General features: G+C 39.0%; 23 protein-coding genes. 17 read left to right on the forward strand and 6 right to left on the reverse strand.

Features of this window, described 5'->3' with window-relative positions; translation table 11 throughout:
* Positions 1-19: 19 nt before the first annotated feature.
* From spt4 to AB1467_04165, 9 genes are all read left to right on the forward strand, one after another.
* Positions 20-214 (forward strand): transcription elongation factor subunit Spt4, encoded by a 195-nt coding sequence (gene spt4 / locus AB1467_04125; GenBank protein ID MEW6295453.1) that lies wholly within the window; start codon positions 20-22, stop codon positions 212-214.
* Positions 215-234: 20 nt separating this feature from the next.
* Positions 235-600: a 30S ribosomal protein S24e gene (gene rps24e / locus AB1467_04130; GenBank protein MEW6295454.1), complete on the forward strand. Its 366-nt coding sequence runs from the start codon at positions 235-237 to the stop codon at positions 598-600.
* A 17-nt stretch (positions 601-617) separates the two neighbouring features.
* A complete protein-coding gene (locus AB1467_04135) occupies positions 618-818 on the forward strand; it encodes a 30S ribosomal protein S27ae (GenBank protein ID MEW6295455.1) in 201 nt (66 codons plus the stop codon).
* 26 nt (positions 819-844) lie between these two features.
* The gene (locus tag AB1467_04140; GenBank protein MEW6295456.1) at positions 845-1,333 is read left to right on the forward strand and encodes a CPBP family intramembrane glutamic endopeptidase; all 489 of its coding nucleotides are present in this window, start codon (positions 845-847) and stop codon (positions 1,331-1,333) included.
* Positions 1,334-1,344: 11 nt separating this feature from the next.
* Entirely contained in the window at positions 1,345-1,950 is a 606-nt protein-coding gene (locus AB1467_04145) for an L-threonylcarbamoyladenylate synthase (protein MEW6295457.1), read from the forward strand.
* Positions 1,947-3,017, forward strand: a complete 1,071-nt coding sequence (purM, locus tag AB1467_04150) for a phosphoribosylformylglycinamidine cyclo-ligase (protein ID MEW6295458.1) — start codon at positions 1,947-1,949, stop codon at positions 3,015-3,017. Before AB1467_04145 ends, purM begins: the two co-directional genes overlap by 4 nt.
* A 19-nt stretch (positions 3,018-3,036) precedes the next feature.
* Positions 3,037-4,014 carry a bifunctional N(6)-L-threonylcarbamoyladenine synthase/serine/threonine protein kinase gene (locus AB1467_04155; GenBank protein MEW6295459.1) on the forward strand — a complete coding sequence of 326 codons (978 nt, stop codon included), beginning with the start codon at positions 3,037-3,039 and terminating at the stop codon, positions 4,012-4,014.
* A gap of 144 nt (positions 4,015-4,158) precedes the next feature.
* Positions 4,159-4,311 (forward strand): hypothetical protein, encoded by a 153-nt coding sequence (locus AB1467_04160; GenBank protein ID MEW6295460.1) that lies wholly within the window; start codon positions 4,159-4,161, stop codon positions 4,309-4,311.
* 155 nt (positions 4,312-4,466) lie between these two features.
* Positions 4,467-4,682 carry a zinc-ribbon domain-containing protein gene (locus AB1467_04165; GenBank protein MEW6295461.1) on the forward strand — a complete coding sequence of 72 codons (216 nt, stop codon included), beginning with the start codon at positions 4,467-4,469 and terminating at the stop codon, positions 4,680-4,682.
* Between the two features lie 5 nt (positions 4,683-4,687).
* Here AB1467_04165 and AB1467_04170 read toward each other — a convergent pair whose 3' ends face one another.
* The 4 genes from AB1467_04170 to AB1467_04185 form a co-directional block, all read right to left on the reverse strand.
* Complete coding sequence (locus AB1467_04170; protein MEW6295462.1) at positions 4,688-4,960, reverse strand: hypothetical protein; 273 nt, start codon at positions 4,958-4,960, stop codon at positions 4,688-4,690.
* 25 nt (positions 4,961-4,985) lie between these two features.
* On the reverse strand, positions 4,986-5,588 hold the full coding sequence (locus AB1467_04175; protein ID MEW6295463.1) for a M50 family metallopeptidase: 603 nt from the start codon (positions 5,586-5,588) through the stop codon (positions 4,986-4,988).
* 42 nt (positions 5,589-5,630) lie between these two features.
* On the reverse strand, positions 5,631-5,804 hold the full coding sequence (locus AB1467_04180) for a hypothetical protein (GenBank protein MEW6295464.1): 174 nt from the start codon (positions 5,802-5,804) through the stop codon (positions 5,631-5,633).
* Between the two features lie 85 nt (positions 5,805-5,889).
* Positions 5,890-6,348 carry a hypothetical protein gene (locus tag AB1467_04185; protein ID MEW6295465.1) on the reverse strand — a complete coding sequence of 153 codons (459 nt, stop codon included), beginning with the start codon at positions 6,346-6,348 and terminating at the stop codon, positions 5,890-5,892.
* Between the two features lie 85 nt (positions 6,349-6,433).
* On the opposite strand from AB1467_04185, the gene grpE reads away from it, so the two are divergent.
* From grpE to dnaJ, 4 genes are read left to right on the forward strand one after another with little or no spacing between them, the layout of a single operon-like run.
* Positions 6,434-7,042: a nucleotide exchange factor GrpE gene (gene grpE, locus AB1467_04190; protein ID MEW6295466.1), complete on the forward strand. Its 609-nt coding sequence runs from the start codon at positions 6,434-6,436 to the stop codon at positions 7,040-7,042.
* Positions 7,005-7,367: a hypothetical protein gene (locus AB1467_04195; GenBank protein MEW6295467.1), complete on the forward strand. Its 363-nt coding sequence runs from the start codon at positions 7,005-7,007 to the stop codon at positions 7,365-7,367. The genes grpE and AB1467_04195 overlap by 38 nt, the downstream gene beginning before the upstream one ends.
* A 25-nt stretch (positions 7,368-7,392) precedes the next feature.
* On the forward strand, positions 7,393-9,273 hold the full coding sequence (gene dnaK, locus AB1467_04200) for a molecular chaperone DnaK (protein MEW6295468.1): 1,881 nt from the start codon (positions 7,393-7,395) through the stop codon (positions 9,271-9,273).
* Between the two features lie 19 nt (positions 9,274-9,292).
* A complete protein-coding gene (gene dnaJ, locus AB1467_04205) occupies positions 9,293-10,450 on the forward strand; it encodes a molecular chaperone DnaJ (GenBank protein MEW6295469.1) in 1,158 nt (385 codons plus the stop codon).
* 3 nt (positions 10,451-10,453) lie between these two features.
* Here dnaJ and AB1467_04210 read toward each other — a convergent pair whose 3' ends face one another.
* Together AB1467_04210 and AB1467_04215 are read right to left on the reverse strand one after the other, a co-directional pair.
* On the reverse strand, positions 10,454-11,374 hold the full coding sequence (locus AB1467_04210) for a hypothetical protein (GenBank protein ID MEW6295470.1): 921 nt from the start codon (positions 11,372-11,374) through the stop codon (positions 10,454-10,456).
* Between the two features lie 80 nt (positions 11,375-11,454).
* Positions 11,455-12,276, reverse strand: coding sequence for a hypothetical protein (locus tag AB1467_04215; protein ID MEW6295471.1), 822 nt, complete (start codon positions 12,274-12,276; stop codon positions 11,455-11,457).
* Positions 12,277-12,472: 196 nt separating this feature from the next.
* Between AB1467_04215 and AB1467_04220 the strand changes: the two genes are divergently transcribed.
* From AB1467_04220 to AB1467_04235, 4 genes are all read left to right on the forward strand, one after another.
* Positions 12,473-13,042 (forward strand): hypothetical protein, encoded by a 570-nt coding sequence (locus AB1467_04220; protein MEW6295472.1) that lies wholly within the window; start codon positions 12,473-12,475, stop codon positions 13,040-13,042.
* A gap of 10 nt (positions 13,043-13,052) precedes the next feature.
* Positions 13,053-13,667, forward strand: coding sequence for a KEOPS complex kinase/ATPase Bud32 (locus tag AB1467_04225; protein ID MEW6295473.1), 615 nt, complete (start codon positions 13,053-13,055; stop codon positions 13,665-13,667).
* A 109-nt stretch (positions 13,668-13,776) separates the two neighbouring features.
* Positions 13,777-14,202 carry a 30S ribosomal protein S15 gene (locus AB1467_04230; protein MEW6295474.1) on the forward strand — a complete coding sequence of 142 codons (426 nt, stop codon included), beginning with the start codon at positions 13,777-13,779 and terminating at the stop codon, positions 14,200-14,202.
* 7 nt (positions 14,203-14,209) lie between these two features.
* A complete protein-coding gene (locus AB1467_04235; protein MEW6295475.1) occupies positions 14,210-14,335 on the forward strand; it encodes a hypothetical protein in 126 nt (41 codons plus the stop codon).
* Positions 14,336-14,350: the final 15 nt, after the last annotated feature.

Here is a 14,350-nt window from a genome sequence, read left to right on the forward strand (position 1 = left end):
AACAGAAAAAGGTGGAAAAATGAATAAAGGAAAAGCCTGCCGTGAATGCAGGAAAGTAATAGAAGAAGGGGAAAAGTGCCCTAACTGCGGAAGCACTGCATTCACAACATTCTGGAGAGGATACGTAATAATAATAGACCCAGAAAAATCAGAGATAGCAAAAAAAATGGGAATACAAACAATAGGAAAGCATGCTTTAAGGTTAAGCAGATGAAAACTCAAAGGTGAAAAAGAATGGAAGTAAAAATAATTAAAGAACAAAACAATCCATTGCTAAAAAGAACAGAAATAGAATTCGAATCAGAAGCCTTTAAGGCAACCCCAAAGATACAAGAACTAAGGGAAAAAATAGCAGCAAAAACAGGAAAAGACAGCGAATTAATTGCAATAGTGACAGTAAAACAGGAGTTCGGCGCACAAAAAGCAAAGGGAAAAGCACACTCCTACGAAACAAAAGAGCAATTAAAGAAGGTGGAGCTCCCTTACGTCCTGGCAAAAAACTTCGGCAAGGAAAAGGAAAAACTGAAAAAAATAAGGGAAAACAAAAAGGCAGAAAAAGAAAAGAAAAAGCTTGAAAAAGGAAAAACAAAAAAGAAATAAAAAAGGTGAAAGAAAGAATGGCCGCAGAAAAAAAAGAAAAGAAAAAGAAAAAACAAAAGAAATCAGAATTCTATGAAGAAAAAGAAGAAGGCCTGAAAAGAAAGAAACTCTTCTGCCCTAAATGCGGTTCAGGCGTCTTCATGGCAGAACACAAGGACAGGTATCACTGCGGGAAATGCTCTTACACAGAATGGAAGAGGCAAGGTGAAAAAAAATAATATTTGAACTTCTCTCAAACATGGTGTTGGACGCATTCTTGATAGGATTCCCAATACTTTACATTAAAAGAAAAAAAAAATTAAACATAAAAAAAGAGCTCTCCCTCAACTTTTTCGGGAAAAAAGATTTCGCACTCAAAACAACAGAACTGCTGCTGCTCCTCATAATTATTTCAATCATGATTAATGTCGCCCTGACAATACTTTCATTGAATGACATGGCAAAAGTCACCCAAAAGATTTCAGTCACAGCACCAATACTCCTGGCTTACCTGTTCATAGTGAGGGTGACAGCAGAGGAATGGTTCTTTAGAGGCTTCCTAGTAAAACAAATAGGGGTTATGGGCTCAAGCATTGCCTTTGCTGCAGTGCATGTATTCTATTTCTCGGTTGCAGAAGTAATAGGTGCCTTCCTATTAGGGCTTGTGCTGGCACACTACTTCAAGAAAAATAATACTCTTTACCCTAACATCATAGCACACATTGCATACAATCTGTTCACATTTTTCTTTTGAAAAGTGAGAGAATGGCTGAAATAATTAAAGCAAAAGAATTGAATAAAAGAGCCCTGAAAAAAATAATTGAAAAATTAAGGAAAGGGTCAACAATAATTTACCCCACAGAAACATGCTATGGCATAGGCTGCAGCATTAAGTCAAAAAAAGCAATAGAAAGGATTTATTCAATCAAAGGAAGAAAAAAAGGAAAGCCTTTCCCAATACTTTTTGCAGCCATGAAAAATGCAGGAAAAATTGCGGTAATAACAAGAGAAGCAGAAAAGCTTGCCGGCAGATTCATGCCAGGCCCACTTAATTTAATTGTAGAAAAAAAGGGAAGCAAAGGAAGCACTATCTGTTTTAGGATTCCAGGCAACAAAATAGCCTTTGCCCTGGCAAAAGGGCTGAATGAAGGATTAATAAGCACTTCATGCAACAAATCAGGGGAGAAAGAGGCTTACTCTGCAAGAAAAGCAATAAAAGAATTTTCCGGCAAAGTAGATATTATAATAGACGCCGGGCCATTGCCAAAAAGAAAGCCCTCAACAGTATACGACATAAAAGCAGGAAAGGCTTTAAGGGAAGGAAAAATAAAAGAGAGAAAAATAATTAAAGTTTTAAAGGCAAAAAAATGAAATTGAAGGAATTATCTTACGCGCAGGCAGGGGTGGACAGGAAAGAAAGGGATAAGGCAAAAGACTTCTCCCTCCTGCAGAGAATTCAGCCCAAGGATTCAATTAGAACGCCCTTCAATACACTCTTCCCTCTTAAGGGAACAGATTTATATTACACTTTCTGCTCTGATGGAATAGGAACAAAAGTCCTGCTTGCGCAACTGGCTGGAAGGCACGATACAATTGGAATTGACGGGGTTGCAATGGTGGTGAATGATGTAATAAGGTGTGGGGCAAAACCTGAGAGCATGGTGAATGCAATAGATATAAAGAAATCAGAGCCATTGCTCCTGCAGGAAATAATTAAAGGGATAAATGCTGGGGCCCTGGAAGCAGAATGCCCTGTGATTGGAGGAGAAACAGCAGACGTTCCAGAACTCATAAAAGGAGTCAGCGAAAATCCCTATCATATAAATTTTGCTTGCATTGGAATTGCGGAAAAAGAGAAAATAATTTACGGAAACAATCTGGAGAAGGGCGACCTAATAATTGGGCTGGAGAGCAATGGAGTGCACAGCAATGGAATAAGTTTGGTGAGAAAAGTATTGTTCAAGGAATGGAACGGCTGCTATGAAAAAGCGTATTACAGTGAAGAATTGAAAGCAAAGGTATTGGATGAAGTTCTCAAACCAACAAAAATTTATGTGAAGCCCGTTCTCAAGGCAATGCAAAAAAGCGAAGTAAAGGGGGCAGCACATATCACGGGGGACGCTTACTTGAAGTTCAACAAATTCTTTCCCTTCAACCCGAAAATAGGGTTTGAATTTGAGTTGAATAAAGTAAAACCAATATTCCTTTTCATTCAAAACAGCGCGAAAGGGATTGGAAGAAAAATTACAGAAGAAGAAATGCTCAAGACATTCAATATGGGTTGGGGATTTGCATTAATCACAGCAAAAGAGAAAGGAGAGCAATTAATCAAACTGCTTGAAAGAGAAAAAATCAATGCTGAAAAAATTGGGAAAATCACTGGCAGGAAAGGAAGGATTGAAGTAAAGCTCAAGGGAAAGAAAGTAGAATTAAAGTAAAAAGAAAGTGAGAGAATAAATGCTTGCTCTAGGAATTGAAAGCACAGCACATACATACTCAGTGGGGATAGTGGACAAAAAATGCAATGTGCTTGCAAACGAAAAAAAGAGTTATACATCAAAAGATGCAGGAATCCATCCAAGAGAGGCAGCAGATGCACACTACAGGAATGCACCTGAGCTAGTCACAGCAGCAATGCAGAAGGCAGGAATAGAATTCAATGAATTGGATTTAATTGCTTTCTCCCGCGGTCCAGGGCTAGGGCCATGCTTAAGGGTTGGGGCAGTAACAGCAAGAACACTCGCACTTATACATAACCTCCCTTTGCTTGGGGTCAACCATTGCATTGCGCACATTGAAATTGGGAGAGAGAAATGCAAATGCAAAGACCCGATAATTGTTTATGCTTCTGGGGCAAATACCCAGATTACAGGCTATGAGTCAGGCTATTACAGGATTTACGGCGAAACATTAGACATTGGAATTGGAAACCTGCTTGATGCTTCCGGAAGGGAATTGGGATTGGGTTTTCCTGCCGGGCCAATAATAGATGAAATGTATTTCAAGGCAAAAGAATTGGTTGAACTGCCTTATTCTGTGAAGGGAATGGATTTGGTTTTTTCAGGCCTGCTTACTGCTGCAGCACAAAAAATTGGAAGAGAAAAAAAAGAGGAATTGGCTTTCAGTTTAATGCATAATGCCTTTGCAATGCTCTCAGAGGTAGCAGAAAGGGCTTTGGCCCACACAGAAAAAAAGCAATTAATGCTTACTGGGGGGGTTGCAGCTTCAAAGGCATTGCAGGAAATGATGCAGAAAATGTGCAGTGCTAGAAAAGCAGAATTTTTTGTCTGCCCCAGAGAACTGGCCACAGACAATGCAGCAATGATTGCATGGCAGGGCCTGATTGAATTCAAGGCAGGCAACAAAATGAAAGTGCGGGAAAGCTACATAAGGCCTAAAGAGAGGACAGATCAAGTAAAGGTGAACTGGCGCTGAAGGCTGTAATTGAATTCTACGAGGCAAATTTAGACTTTTTACCTCGAGAAAAGCACAAAGCTTTTTATATGTGACCCTATTAAATCTTAATAGCAATTCTATATTATCGTGTTTTTTTAATTGAATTGTAAGGAGGAATATTAAATGGCAAAGAAAGCATTTGGTGGATATCACATCAGCTTTAAGGGATGCAAGGACTCAATGGAATCAGTCTTTGGTTCAGGCAATCTTGCTCCAAGCGAGATGACAAAAAAGCTTTGGGTTTACGTGAAGAGAAAGAAACTTTCAGGAAAGTAAATTCTGAAAGGCAACTGGTTTTTTTTAGGAACTCTAATTTTTGGAGTTCTTTTTTCTATTTTTTTTATTCTAATTCAGGCGGGAAGGGATATTATTAAAAAATTTTGTGTTTCGAGCATAATTATTGATGGGAAAGTTTTGCAGAGGAAAGAAAAATGAATGTAAGCTGCACTCACTGCGGGAAAAAATTCGAATTAGAACCAGAGATATATGAAGAAGGCGACACAGTGGAATGCCCTGAGTGCGGCACAGAGCTTTCGGTTGTAAAGAAAGGAAAAAAGATCACAGTAATAAAATCATTTGAAGAAGCCCTTCCTGAAGAGGACCTGGGCGAAGAAGAATTCGGCGAAGAATACCAGGGAACAGAATAATAATTTTATTTCTTAGTCTTTTTCTTATCTTCTCTCTCCTGCCTGTAGAGAATTGTCATGGTATAAATGTAAATCAGCAGGGCAAGCATTACAACGAAAGCAATCAAATTGAGGGGGAAAGGAATTTCAGGCATCCCTGGAATATTGCGTTTCGGGTCAAGGTAAAAATAAATTGAAAGCATTATAATGAAAGAGAACAGGAGCTCAATTGCAGTAATCACAACAAGCCTCGGGTCCTCTTTAGCCTCTTTCAATCTCGCCGTTATTTTTTCTTTCATGCAGACTGCCCTAAATTAATTGAATTCACCCTAATAAAAATCTTCCTATCATTGAAACCAAATCATTAATATAAGAAAGGAATCTCTCGGAGTAAGGCGGATACAAGGAAAAAACCAGGATCAAAACTATCCAGAGCAGCCTGAGCTTGGAAGAATAATTGAACGCCAGCATTATCCCCAAAACCAAGATTAATGGAATGAAAACAAAAGGCAGGGTAATGAGCCAGAAAAGCCTCTTGAACAAATTGCCCTTAAAAATATTCTTTGAATAAAATTCTGCAACAGAATCAAAGGCATTCTTCGAGTCATGCAGGGAAGGAAAAGAATAGAATACTAAAGCCAAGGCAAACCACACGAAAATCAGGCCGAAGGGATTGAGCACTGCAAGCAAAGAGAAGCCAAATGCAATAAAAATCAAGGCAAAAAAGCTTCCTAAAATAAAAGGTGCCAAGGCAATTATTACTGCCTTCCATGCATTAGGCTTATCGTGCACCACAAAAGCTTCTTCAACCCCAAACAATTTCACTTTCCTTACCTTAACCCCCAAAAAAAGGCATGCAGTATAATGGCTTAACTCATGGAAAATCATCCCTGGGAAGAAGACCCAATGAAAAGAAATCTTAGGCATGAAATAGAATAAGCCGAAAGAAGAATAAAAAGTTAACTCAAATTACTTGCCGAACAAGTATACAGCGCCCCAGCTTATGAGCACCACAGGCACAGCAAACTTCCAGAATTCAGCATTATACCAGAAATCCCACTGCATCAAATTCATTGAAATGAATAAAATTATTATTCCGAAAACCACAAGCCACAAGCCGAAGCCTTTGCTTTTCTCCCCCATAAAAATTACCTCTTAACAGTAACAACAATCCAACAAATTAAATTCTGGGAAAAAAAGTATTTAAAGGGTAGCGAAAGGAAAGCAGTTATTCCTTTTCCCTTACACCCAATTCCTCGTCTATCTCGCGGGCGATTTCTTCCATTTCCCTGAACATGCGGCAGATGTCCTGCTCGATCCAGCGCAGGGTCCTAAAGAGAGAGGGATTTCTAGACCTGTAAAAACGACCTTCTTTAACAATAAGGCCTGAGAGAAGGAGGTTATTTAAGTGGTTTATTACAGAGCCTCGGCTCATCCTAAGCCTTTTAACGAGCTCTACAGCAGTAATCCCCCCAAAAGAAGGGATAATACCTGAAGAAGCCTTAACAATCTCTCTGAACACAGAGGCAGCGCTTTTCTGGCCTTTCACAGGCCCAAAAAAGCCAAAGCTCCTAAGCAACCAATCAAATTCTTCATTGAAGTCTTCAGAAAAAGGCCCTTCAATCTGCCTCAAGACAAGCTTAAACCTCGGGCGCTGTTCTATGACCTGAACTTTCTTCTTCTGCATAAGAAAAAATAATGGGGGAAAAGGTTTAAAAAGATTTTGACTAAAAAGTTTAATCATTAACCAAGATTTTTAATCGGGGATAACTTTGTTTGGAAAAGAGCAGGAACAGAAAGGCAGAGAGGAAAAAAAGAGCAAAAAAGAGGGATTAGAGAAAGAATTACTGGAAACAAAAGCCAAATTGCAGGAATACACTGAAAGCCTTCAAAGGCTTCAGGCTGAATTCGAGAACTTCAAGAAAAGGATTGAGAAAGAGAAGAAAGAATTCATGGAATACAGCAATGCAGGCCTCATAGCAAAAATCCTTCCAGTAATTGACTCAATTGATGCAGCAGTAAAACACTTTAAGGAAACAGGCAATACAAAAAAAGAGGATTTCATCAAAGGAATTGAATTAATAAGAAAGCAGTTAATGGAGACCTTAGAGAAAGAGGGTCTCAAAGAAATCAAGAGCAAAGAAGAAAAATTTGATCCTTTATACCATGAAGCAATGATATGCTGTGAGGACAAGGAAAAAGAGAACCACAAAATAATAGAGGAATTGCAGAAGGGATATATGCTGTGGGAAAAGGTGTTAAGGCATTCAAAGGTCAAAATCAATAAATTAAAAGAGGAAAAAGAAATTGAAAAAGAAAAAATTGTTGAAGGAGGAAAGCAAAATGGAAGCAAAGAAGAAAGCAAAAATAGTAAAACCTAAAAAGGAGGCTTCAAAGGAAAAAAAGCCTGAGCAGAAAAATATCGACATGACAAACATTGATGAAAGAATCAATGAAATAAACAAGAACAAGGGCTTTGTGATTGCAATAAGCATTAACCCCCAAGAGAACAGGACTGACACTGCCCTCTCAATAAAAGGAATAACAATAAATGATGTCCTTGCAGAAATAGAGAAATTCAAGATTGCATTCATGTTCGGGGCACAGAAGAACGCCCAACAGCAGGCACATCAGCAAAGCCAGCAGCAAGGGCAGATGCAGGCGCAGAAACCAAAAGAGGAAGAGCCCTTGAGTTATGCGCACTAGAAGAGCTTGAAGAGGTGATTAAAAAATGGCAAAAGAAAAGATCGTAGGGATAGACTTAGGCACATCGAACTCTGCGGCAGCAGTATTAGAGGCTGGAAGACCCGTGATAATTCCAAGCGCTGAAGGAACAACAGCCTACGGAAAAGCGTTTCCCTCTTATGTTGCTTTCACTAAAGACGGGCAAATGCTTGTAGGAGAGCCTGCAAGAAGGCAGGCTATAAGCAATCCCGAAGGCACAATCACTGCAGCCAAAAGGAAAATGGGAACTGACTTCAAGTACAAGATTTTCGGGAAAGAATATACCCCACAACAGATTTCTGCTTTCCTGCTCCAGAAAATAAAGAGGGACGCAGAAGCATTTTTAGGAGAGCCAATAAAAAAAGCTGTAATAACCTGCCCTGCATACTTTGACGACAACCAGAGGCAGGCCACAAAAGACGCCGGATCAATTGCAGGATTGGAGGTAGTGAGAATAATTAATGAGCCTACGGCAGCTTCTCTTGCATATGGATTAGACAAGCAAGTGAAAGAACAGAAAATCCTTGTATTCGATTTAGGCGGGGGCACATTAGACGTGACAATAATGGAATTTGGCAATGGAGTGTTTGAGGTAAAAAGCACTTCAGGAGACACCCAGTTAGGCGGAACAGACATGGATAATATTGTAATGGAATGGATTGTAAGGGAATTCAAGAAAATAGAGGGAGCAGACTTAATGAAAGACAAGATGGCAGTGCAGAGGGTGAAAGAGGCAGCAGAGAAAGCAAAAATTGAATTAAGCAATGTGCTTGAAACAGAAATAAACCTGCCTTATATTACTGCTACACCTGAAGGGCCAAAGCACTTGGTAATGAAATTGAACAGGGCAAAATTAGAGGAATTAATTGCGCCGATAATAAAGAGATGCGAGCACCCAGTGAACCAGGCGCTTGCTGACGCCAAGCTGACTCCGGCAGAAATCGGAAGAATCATTTTGGTTGGAGGCCCTACAAGAATGCCTGTAGTGCAAAAGTTTGTGGAAAAAATAATTGGAAAAAAAGTGGAAAGAGGTGTTGACCCCATGGAATGCGTTGCAATGGGTGCAGCGATCCAGGCAGGAGTGCTTGCAGGAGAAATAAAGGATGTACTGCTATTGGATGTAACGCCTTTAAGCCTTGGAATTGAAACCTTGGGAGGGGTATTCACAAAACTGATTGAAAGGAATACTACAATACCGACAAGGAAAAGCCAGGTGTTCAGCACAGCAGCAGACAACCAGACTGCAGTGGACATTCATGTCCTGCAAGGTGAAAGGCCTATTGCAGCAGGAAACAAGACATTAGGGAGATTCCAGTTAATTGGAATTCCTCCTGCTCCAAGAGGCATTCCACAAATTGAAGTAACATTCGATATTGATGCCAATGGAATTGTGCACGTGACAGCAAAAGACTTGGGCACAGGCAAAAGCCAAAAAATAACAATTGTGGCATCACAGAAATTGAACGAAGAAGAAGTAGAAAGAATGAGAAAAGAGGCGGAAAGCTTTGCAGAAGAAGACAAGAAAAGGAAAGGTGAAGCAGAAACATTAAATGAAGCTGACGCAATAGTTTACAGCACTGAAAGACTGCTTAAAGACATGGAAGGAAAAGTCTCTCAAAGCAAATTAGAGAAGATAAAGAAGAAAAACGAGGAATTAAAGAAAGAAATGGAATCAGAAGAAAAAAATATTCCCGCGATAAGGAGAAAACTGGATGAGCTGAACCAATTAGTGCAAGAGGCATCAATTGAATTATACCAGAAAGGCAAGAGACCCGAAGGAGAAGAAAAGGGCGAACAAACAGGAGAAGAACCGAGAGAAGGCCCGGGAGACGACAATGTTGTAGATGCAGATTATACAGTGGAAGACGAAGACAACAAAAAGAAATAAAAAGATTGAAGTGAATTAATTGCCTGCAAAAAAAGACTATTATGACATTCTGGGAGTCAAAAAAGGTGCAACACCTGATGAGATAAAGGAAGCATACAAAGAGCTGGCGAAGAAATATCATCCTGATGTAAGCAAGGAACCGAACGCAGAAGAAAAATTCAAGGAAGTATTAGAAGCATATTCAGTCCTCTCAGACCCAGAGAAAAAAGCTAATTACGACCAATTTGGCCACGCAGCAGAAGGATTCACAGGATTCAGGGGATACGGAGATTTCAGCAGGGGATTTGATTTCGGGGACTTCGGCAACATTGAATTCGACTTTGATGACTTATTCAAAAGCTTTGGTTTCGGAGACATCTTTGGAAGAGAATTCAGGACAAGAGAAAAGAGAAGGCCGAGGAGAGGTCTTGACTTAAGGTATGATTTGAATATAAGCTTTGAGGAAGCGGCATTCGGCACAAAAAAAGAAATTGAAGTAGAAAGAATAGAGGAATGCGAGGAATGCAGAGGCAAAGGAAGCATTGGCTCAGACGGAATGATTCAATGCCCTCAATGCACAGGAAAAGGATTCATTGAAAGGACACAGAGAACCCCATTTGGAATATTCTCTACAAGAACCACCTGCCAGAAATGCAAAGGAGAAGGAAAAATAAATAGGAATCCCTGCCAGAAATGCAGAGGCTTGGGGAGAATAAAAAAGAAAAGAAAAATTACTGTAAGAATTCCTGAAGGAATAGAGAACGGTGCATTCCTCAGAATGCAGGGGGAAGGAAACGCAGGGGACAGGGAAGCCGGAAACGGAGACTTATATGTTGTAATATTCATTGAGCCCCACGAATTCTTCAAAAGGGACGAAGCAGACCTTTACGCTGAAATTCCCATAACTTTCTCTATGGCCGCGCTTGGGGGAGAGCTTTCAGTTCCAACGCTGAAAGAAAAAGTGAAATTAAAGGTGCCTGCAGGAACGCAGACAGGAACAATATTCAAGCTTAAAGGAAAAGGAATCAAAGACATAAACAAAGGCAGGTATGGGGATGAGTACATCAAAGTAATTATAAGGACTCCAAAGCACTTGAACAAAAAAGAAAAAGAATTATTCGAAGAATTACATAAAGAAGAAAAAGAAGAATACAAAGACAATGGTTTTTTCAAAAAGTTCTGGGGCAAAAGCGGATAAAAATTAAAGCCCCTTGAACCAGTCAGTGAGCCTGATGAAATGAACTACATTGGTTTTGTCTATTGAGATAACATTCCGCTGCTCTAACTGGTATAAGGTGGCAGCAAGGGAAGACTTTGAGATCCTGGACTCCTTCTCCAATTGATTGCGCTTTACTTCTCCATTATAATTCAATAAAAGCTCTACTACCTTGCGCTGGTTTTCGGTGAAAGCCTTCAAGAGATTCTTTTGCCCTTGAGTTATCTTTTCTTTTACTGCAGGGAGTTCCTCTTTCACTGCAACCAATTCTCCCTTACTTTCCTTGGATTCAATTTTTTTGTTTTTGCTTCTAAAAACAAAAAATATAATTAATGCGATTATTATTACAGCAAGAATTACCAAAACAATAAGAATTAAATCAGTGCCTTGCTCTTCTTGAGGGGTTTCCTTGAAAGAATAACCAATTGAGGCAGTTTTTGTGCCTGGGGGGATTGCATTCCATTCAACTATTTTTGAAGTGTCTGACTCTGATATAGCTGCCTTTGGGGAAGTGGAATTTATAACAGAATTTTTTGGCAGAGAGATTGAAACTGAAATTGACTCAAAGCCTTCAGGCAATGAAAGAGTAAAGAGCCAGTTGCCTTCATTCTTTTCTGTGAGCAGAGAGGAAGTGAAATAAACTGAAGCGCTGACTGCAGAACCAATGCTGACATCAATGCCATTGCTTGCCTTAACATACAAGGCGTCTTCCACTTCAAGGTTTTGCGGGGCATCCTCTGGAAGGGGGACATTAATTGTGCCTGAACCCTGAAGCCTAATTATAACCAAGGCATTGCCGTTTTCTGCAACAATAGACTGATAGCCTAAAGAGATTGCTTTAGCTGAAACAGACAAAAGAATTAGAAATATAGATAGAATAATAAATAAAGCAAAAAACTTCTTCAATTCAATATCACTTAACTAATTGTGAAAGAAAAAAATTTTAAAGCAGAAGGAAGCAAGGGAATGGGGGATAAAGCTCCCTTCTACTCTTTTCTTAATTCGTTAAGCAGTTCCTTGAATTCCCTTCTTTCTTCAACCATGCCCCTAAGCTTTTCAACCTTGTTTTTTTGCTTGAAATCTTTCACCAGATTGACAAGCTCTTTTCTCTCCTGCTTTAAATTGTTCAGCGCCTGGAAGTAGTCCTTCAACTGCTGCACCAAGGCATCCCTTTCAGCCTGGTTTCCTGAAAGCCACATAAGGAAAAGCTTGTTTTTGAATTTTGGCCCGAAAAAACGGAATTCGTTGTAAAGCCACTGTTTTTTGTCCTTGAAATACTTATTGTAATCAATGTTCTCCAATGCATCAAGGAGATTTTGGTCTGAGATATTCAAGTCCTTGAGCTTTTCTTCTATTGCATGCAGGAATTCTCTCTCGCTAAGCTCTCTGATCATTTGGAGGCTGAAGTTGCCGTCAAAGTTCTGGTCGCGGATTTTTTCTCTTACTAAATCCTTTAGGTCTTTTGCCTTATCATTCAACGGAATCATGAAATAGCTTAAAGGAATCTTGTAGTCATTGTCTTTAAGGTATTCGTGAAGGTCCTTCCAATAAGCCTTTTTTATTTGTTGGATGTCTGAAATGAACTTGCCTTGTATTATGAATCTGTGCTCTAGAGAATTAACGTCAAGAAAGGAATTTTCATCCAATTCCTGCCATAATTCCTCATTGTCATCGTTTTCGTCGTCTTCTTTTTCATTGAATTTGCCTTTGAATTCTTTTTCATGTGAAGCCCAGAAAGGGTATGCCGAAACAATGCCGCTAAAAAGCAACACTGAAATTATTGTTAAAGCCAAAAATTTTGATTTCATTTTATCTCTTCCTCCTTAACCTGCATAGCCTAAAACGGCTTTTACCTGATTAAATGCAGCGTGAACAGAATAAATACCCCGAGTAGAACAGGCAGGAACAAGAATGAACGGCAAGGAATTAAAGGCAAAAAAAGGTAATATTAAATAATTGCCTTAATTAAAGAGTATATGGAAAACAAAAAATCGCGTGGAAAAAATGGCCAAAAAATGGTTGATTGCAATAATACTTATCATAGTAATTGCTCTTGCTTATTTGAACAAAGACAAAGTCCTTGCTTTTACTATGAGCTTTGATGAAGGAATCAAGAAACTGAATGAATTGGACGCAAAATATAATGTGGGCGAAGGATTTCTTGCGCCTAGCACTGGAGAAGCCCTTTCATCCTACAAAACAGAATTAAGCAATTTAAGGAAAAACTTTGAGCCAAACCAAAGCAATGACTCAAAAGCATTAGTGAAAGTAATAGACATAAAGATTGCATTAAGCGAAATGCAGGGATCATTGCTTAAAGCGCAAGAGCAGACAGTAAAAGCAGGCATACCTGACTGCAGCGCAAACGGAAACGTGAACAAGATAACAAAAGAATTCGAAGGAGCAATAAGCGCAGCAGAAAAGGCCTATTCATTAAACAAAGAATTGAAAGAAGGCTACACAAGCTACGCAAAAAAAATAGAAAACTTCACTGAAAATATTGAAATAACAACCACTGCAACAGCAGACACAGCAAGAGAACTCAACGCAAAACTGAAAGCATACTGCGCGTGAAAAAAAATAAATGATTTCTATGAAGCTTTTAAGGAGGGGAGCAGAGGCAGAGCTCTGGCTCAAGGAGACAAGGAAGGAAAAAATTCTTTTGAAGAAAAGGGCGCCGAAAGAATACAGGAGAAAAGAATTGGATGAAAGGATTAGGAAGCATAGGACGAGAAGTGAATCAAACCTTATTGCAAGGAGCGCAAGGATCGGGGTGAAGACACCTCAAATACTGGATGTGAATGAAAAAGAATGCACAATAGAAATGGAATTCATTGAAGGGAAAAGGCTGAAGGATGCCTTGAATGAAAGGAATGTTTTCTTGTGCAAAGAAGTAGGAAAAGAAATTGCGTTAATGCACAGGGAAGGAATAATTCACGGGGATTTAACAACATCAAATGTTATTCTGAACAGGAAAAAAGAGCTTATCTTCATTGATTTTGGTTTGGGATTTCACTCAAACAAGATTGAAGACAAGGCAGTTGACCTCCTGGTTTTCAAGAAGACATTCATGGCAACGCACTTCAAGCTCAATAAAGGATGGCAATTAATTTTAGAGGGTTACAGGAAAAATTACAGTGAAGCAGGAAGGGTTATAAGGCAAATCAAAAAAGTGGAAGAGAGAGGCAGATATTTGTAAAAACCTATAAAAACCTTCCCTTGGAATGAATATTTAAAATAAAAAAACAGAATTAAAAAAAAGCTAATTTATACATAACTTGGTTTGTCTTTTTTTGAAGTGAAAAAAAATGGTTAAAGAACATGAACAAGCAAGGGAAAAAAAGCCTGTGTGGGTCGAAATAAAGGAAAAAGAATTAGAGGAATTGATTGTAAGCTTATTCAATCAAGGAAACAGCCCTTCAAAGATTGGAGTAATTCTGCGCGACCAGTATGGAGTACCTAAAGCAAAACTTCTGGCAAAGAAAAGGCTTGCAAAAATCCTGAAAGACCACAAGCTTGAATTGAAGATGCCCGAAGACCTCATGAATTTGATAAGGAAGTCTGTTGCAGAATACAGGCACTTAGAGGAAAACAAGAAGGACTTCAAGGCAAAAAGAGGCTACCAGCTCACAGTATCAAAAATCAGAAGGCTTACTAAATATTATATCATGGAAGGAAAAATTCCAAGCGATTGGAGATACACCCCAGAAAAAGCGTCATTGCTTGTGAAGTGAAATAAAAATGAAAACAAAATACGAATTTGAATTGAAAGCGAAGGAGAAGAAAAAGGAAATAAGAAGAAAAGGAGAAAAAGAATTAAGTGAACTATTAATTGAATTAAATGAATCTTTAAAGGAACTGAATTAATTTTTTGGTGAAACA

The sequence above is a fragment of the Candidatus Diapherotrites archaeon genome (assembly GCA_040755695.1).
Taxonomy (GTDB): Archaea; Iainarchaeota; Iainarchaeia; order Iainarchaeales; family 1-14-0-10-31-34; genus JBFMAK01.

What these genes read in the sequence shown, in the direction of transcription:
- AB1467_04195 (MEW6295467.1), top strand. Translation starts at nt 7,005, where the DNA reads ATGGAAGCAAAGAAGAAAGCAAAAATAGTAAAACCTAAAAAGGAGGCT.
- AB1467_04235 (MEW6295475.1), top strand. Translation starts at nt 14,210, where the DNA reads ATGAAAACAAAATACGAATTTGAATTGAAAGCGAAGGAGAAGAAAAAG.
- AB1467_04165 (MEW6295461.1), top strand. Translation starts at nt 4,467, where the DNA reads ATGAATGTAAGCTGCACTCACTGCGGGAAAAAATTCGAATTAGAACCA.
- AB1467_04180 (MEW6295464.1), bottom strand. Translation starts at nt 5,804, where the DNA reads ATGGGGGAGAAAAGCAAAGGCTTCGGCTTGTGGCTTGTGGTTTTCGGA.
- purM (MEW6295458.1), top strand. Translation starts at nt 1,947, where the DNA reads ATGAAATTGAAGGAATTATCTTACGCGCAGGCAGGGGTGGACAGGAAA.
- AB1467_04220 (MEW6295472.1), top strand. Translation starts at nt 12,473, where the DNA reads ATGGCCAAAAAATGGTTGATTGCAATAATACTTATCATAGTAATTGCT.
- spt4 (MEW6295453.1), top strand. Translation starts at nt 20, where the DNA reads ATGAATAAAGGAAAAGCCTGCCGTGAATGCAGGAAAGTAATAGAAGAA.
- AB1467_04225 (MEW6295473.1), top strand. Translation starts at nt 13,053, where the DNA reads ATGATTTCTATGAAGCTTTTAAGGAGGGGAGCAGAGGCAGAGCTCTGG.
- AB1467_04215 (MEW6295471.1), bottom strand. Translation starts at nt 12,276, where the DNA reads ATGAAATCAAAATTTTTGGCTTTAACAATAATTTCAGTGTTGCTTTTT.
- AB1467_04230 (MEW6295474.1), top strand. Translation starts at nt 13,777, where the DNA reads ATGGTTAAAGAACATGAACAAGCAAGGGAAAAAAAGCCTGTGTGGGTC.
- AB1467_04145 (MEW6295457.1), top strand. Translation starts at nt 1,345, where the DNA reads ATGGCTGAAATAATTAAAGCAAAAGAATTGAATAAAAGAGCCCTGAAA.
- dnaK (MEW6295468.1), top strand. Translation starts at nt 7,393, where the DNA reads ATGGCAAAAGAAAAGATCGTAGGGATAGACTTAGGCACATCGAACTCT.
- AB1467_04155 (MEW6295459.1), top strand. Translation starts at nt 3,037, where the DNA reads ATGCTTGCTCTAGGAATTGAAAGCACAGCACATACATACTCAGTGGGG.
- AB1467_04160 (MEW6295460.1), top strand. Translation starts at nt 4,159, where the DNA reads ATGGCAAAGAAAGCATTTGGTGGATATCACATCAGCTTTAAGGGATGC.
- AB1467_04185 (MEW6295465.1), bottom strand. Translation starts at nt 6,348, where the DNA reads ATGCAGAAGAAGAAAGTTCAGGTCATAGAACAGCGCCCGAGGTTTAAG.
- AB1467_04175 (MEW6295463.1), bottom strand. Translation starts at nt 5,588, where the DNA reads ATGCCTAAGATTTCTTTTCATTGGGTCTTCTTCCCAGGGATGATTTTC.
- AB1467_04135 (MEW6295455.1), top strand. Translation starts at nt 618, where the DNA reads ATGGCCGCAGAAAAAAAAGAAAAGAAAAAGAAAAAACAAAAGAAATCA.
- AB1467_04170 (MEW6295462.1), bottom strand. Translation starts at nt 4,960, where the DNA reads ATGAAAGAAAAAATAACGGCGAGATTGAAAGAGGCTAAAGAGGACCCG.
- rps24e (MEW6295454.1), top strand. Translation starts at nt 235, where the DNA reads ATGGAAGTAAAAATAATTAAAGAACAAAACAATCCATTGCTAAAAAGA.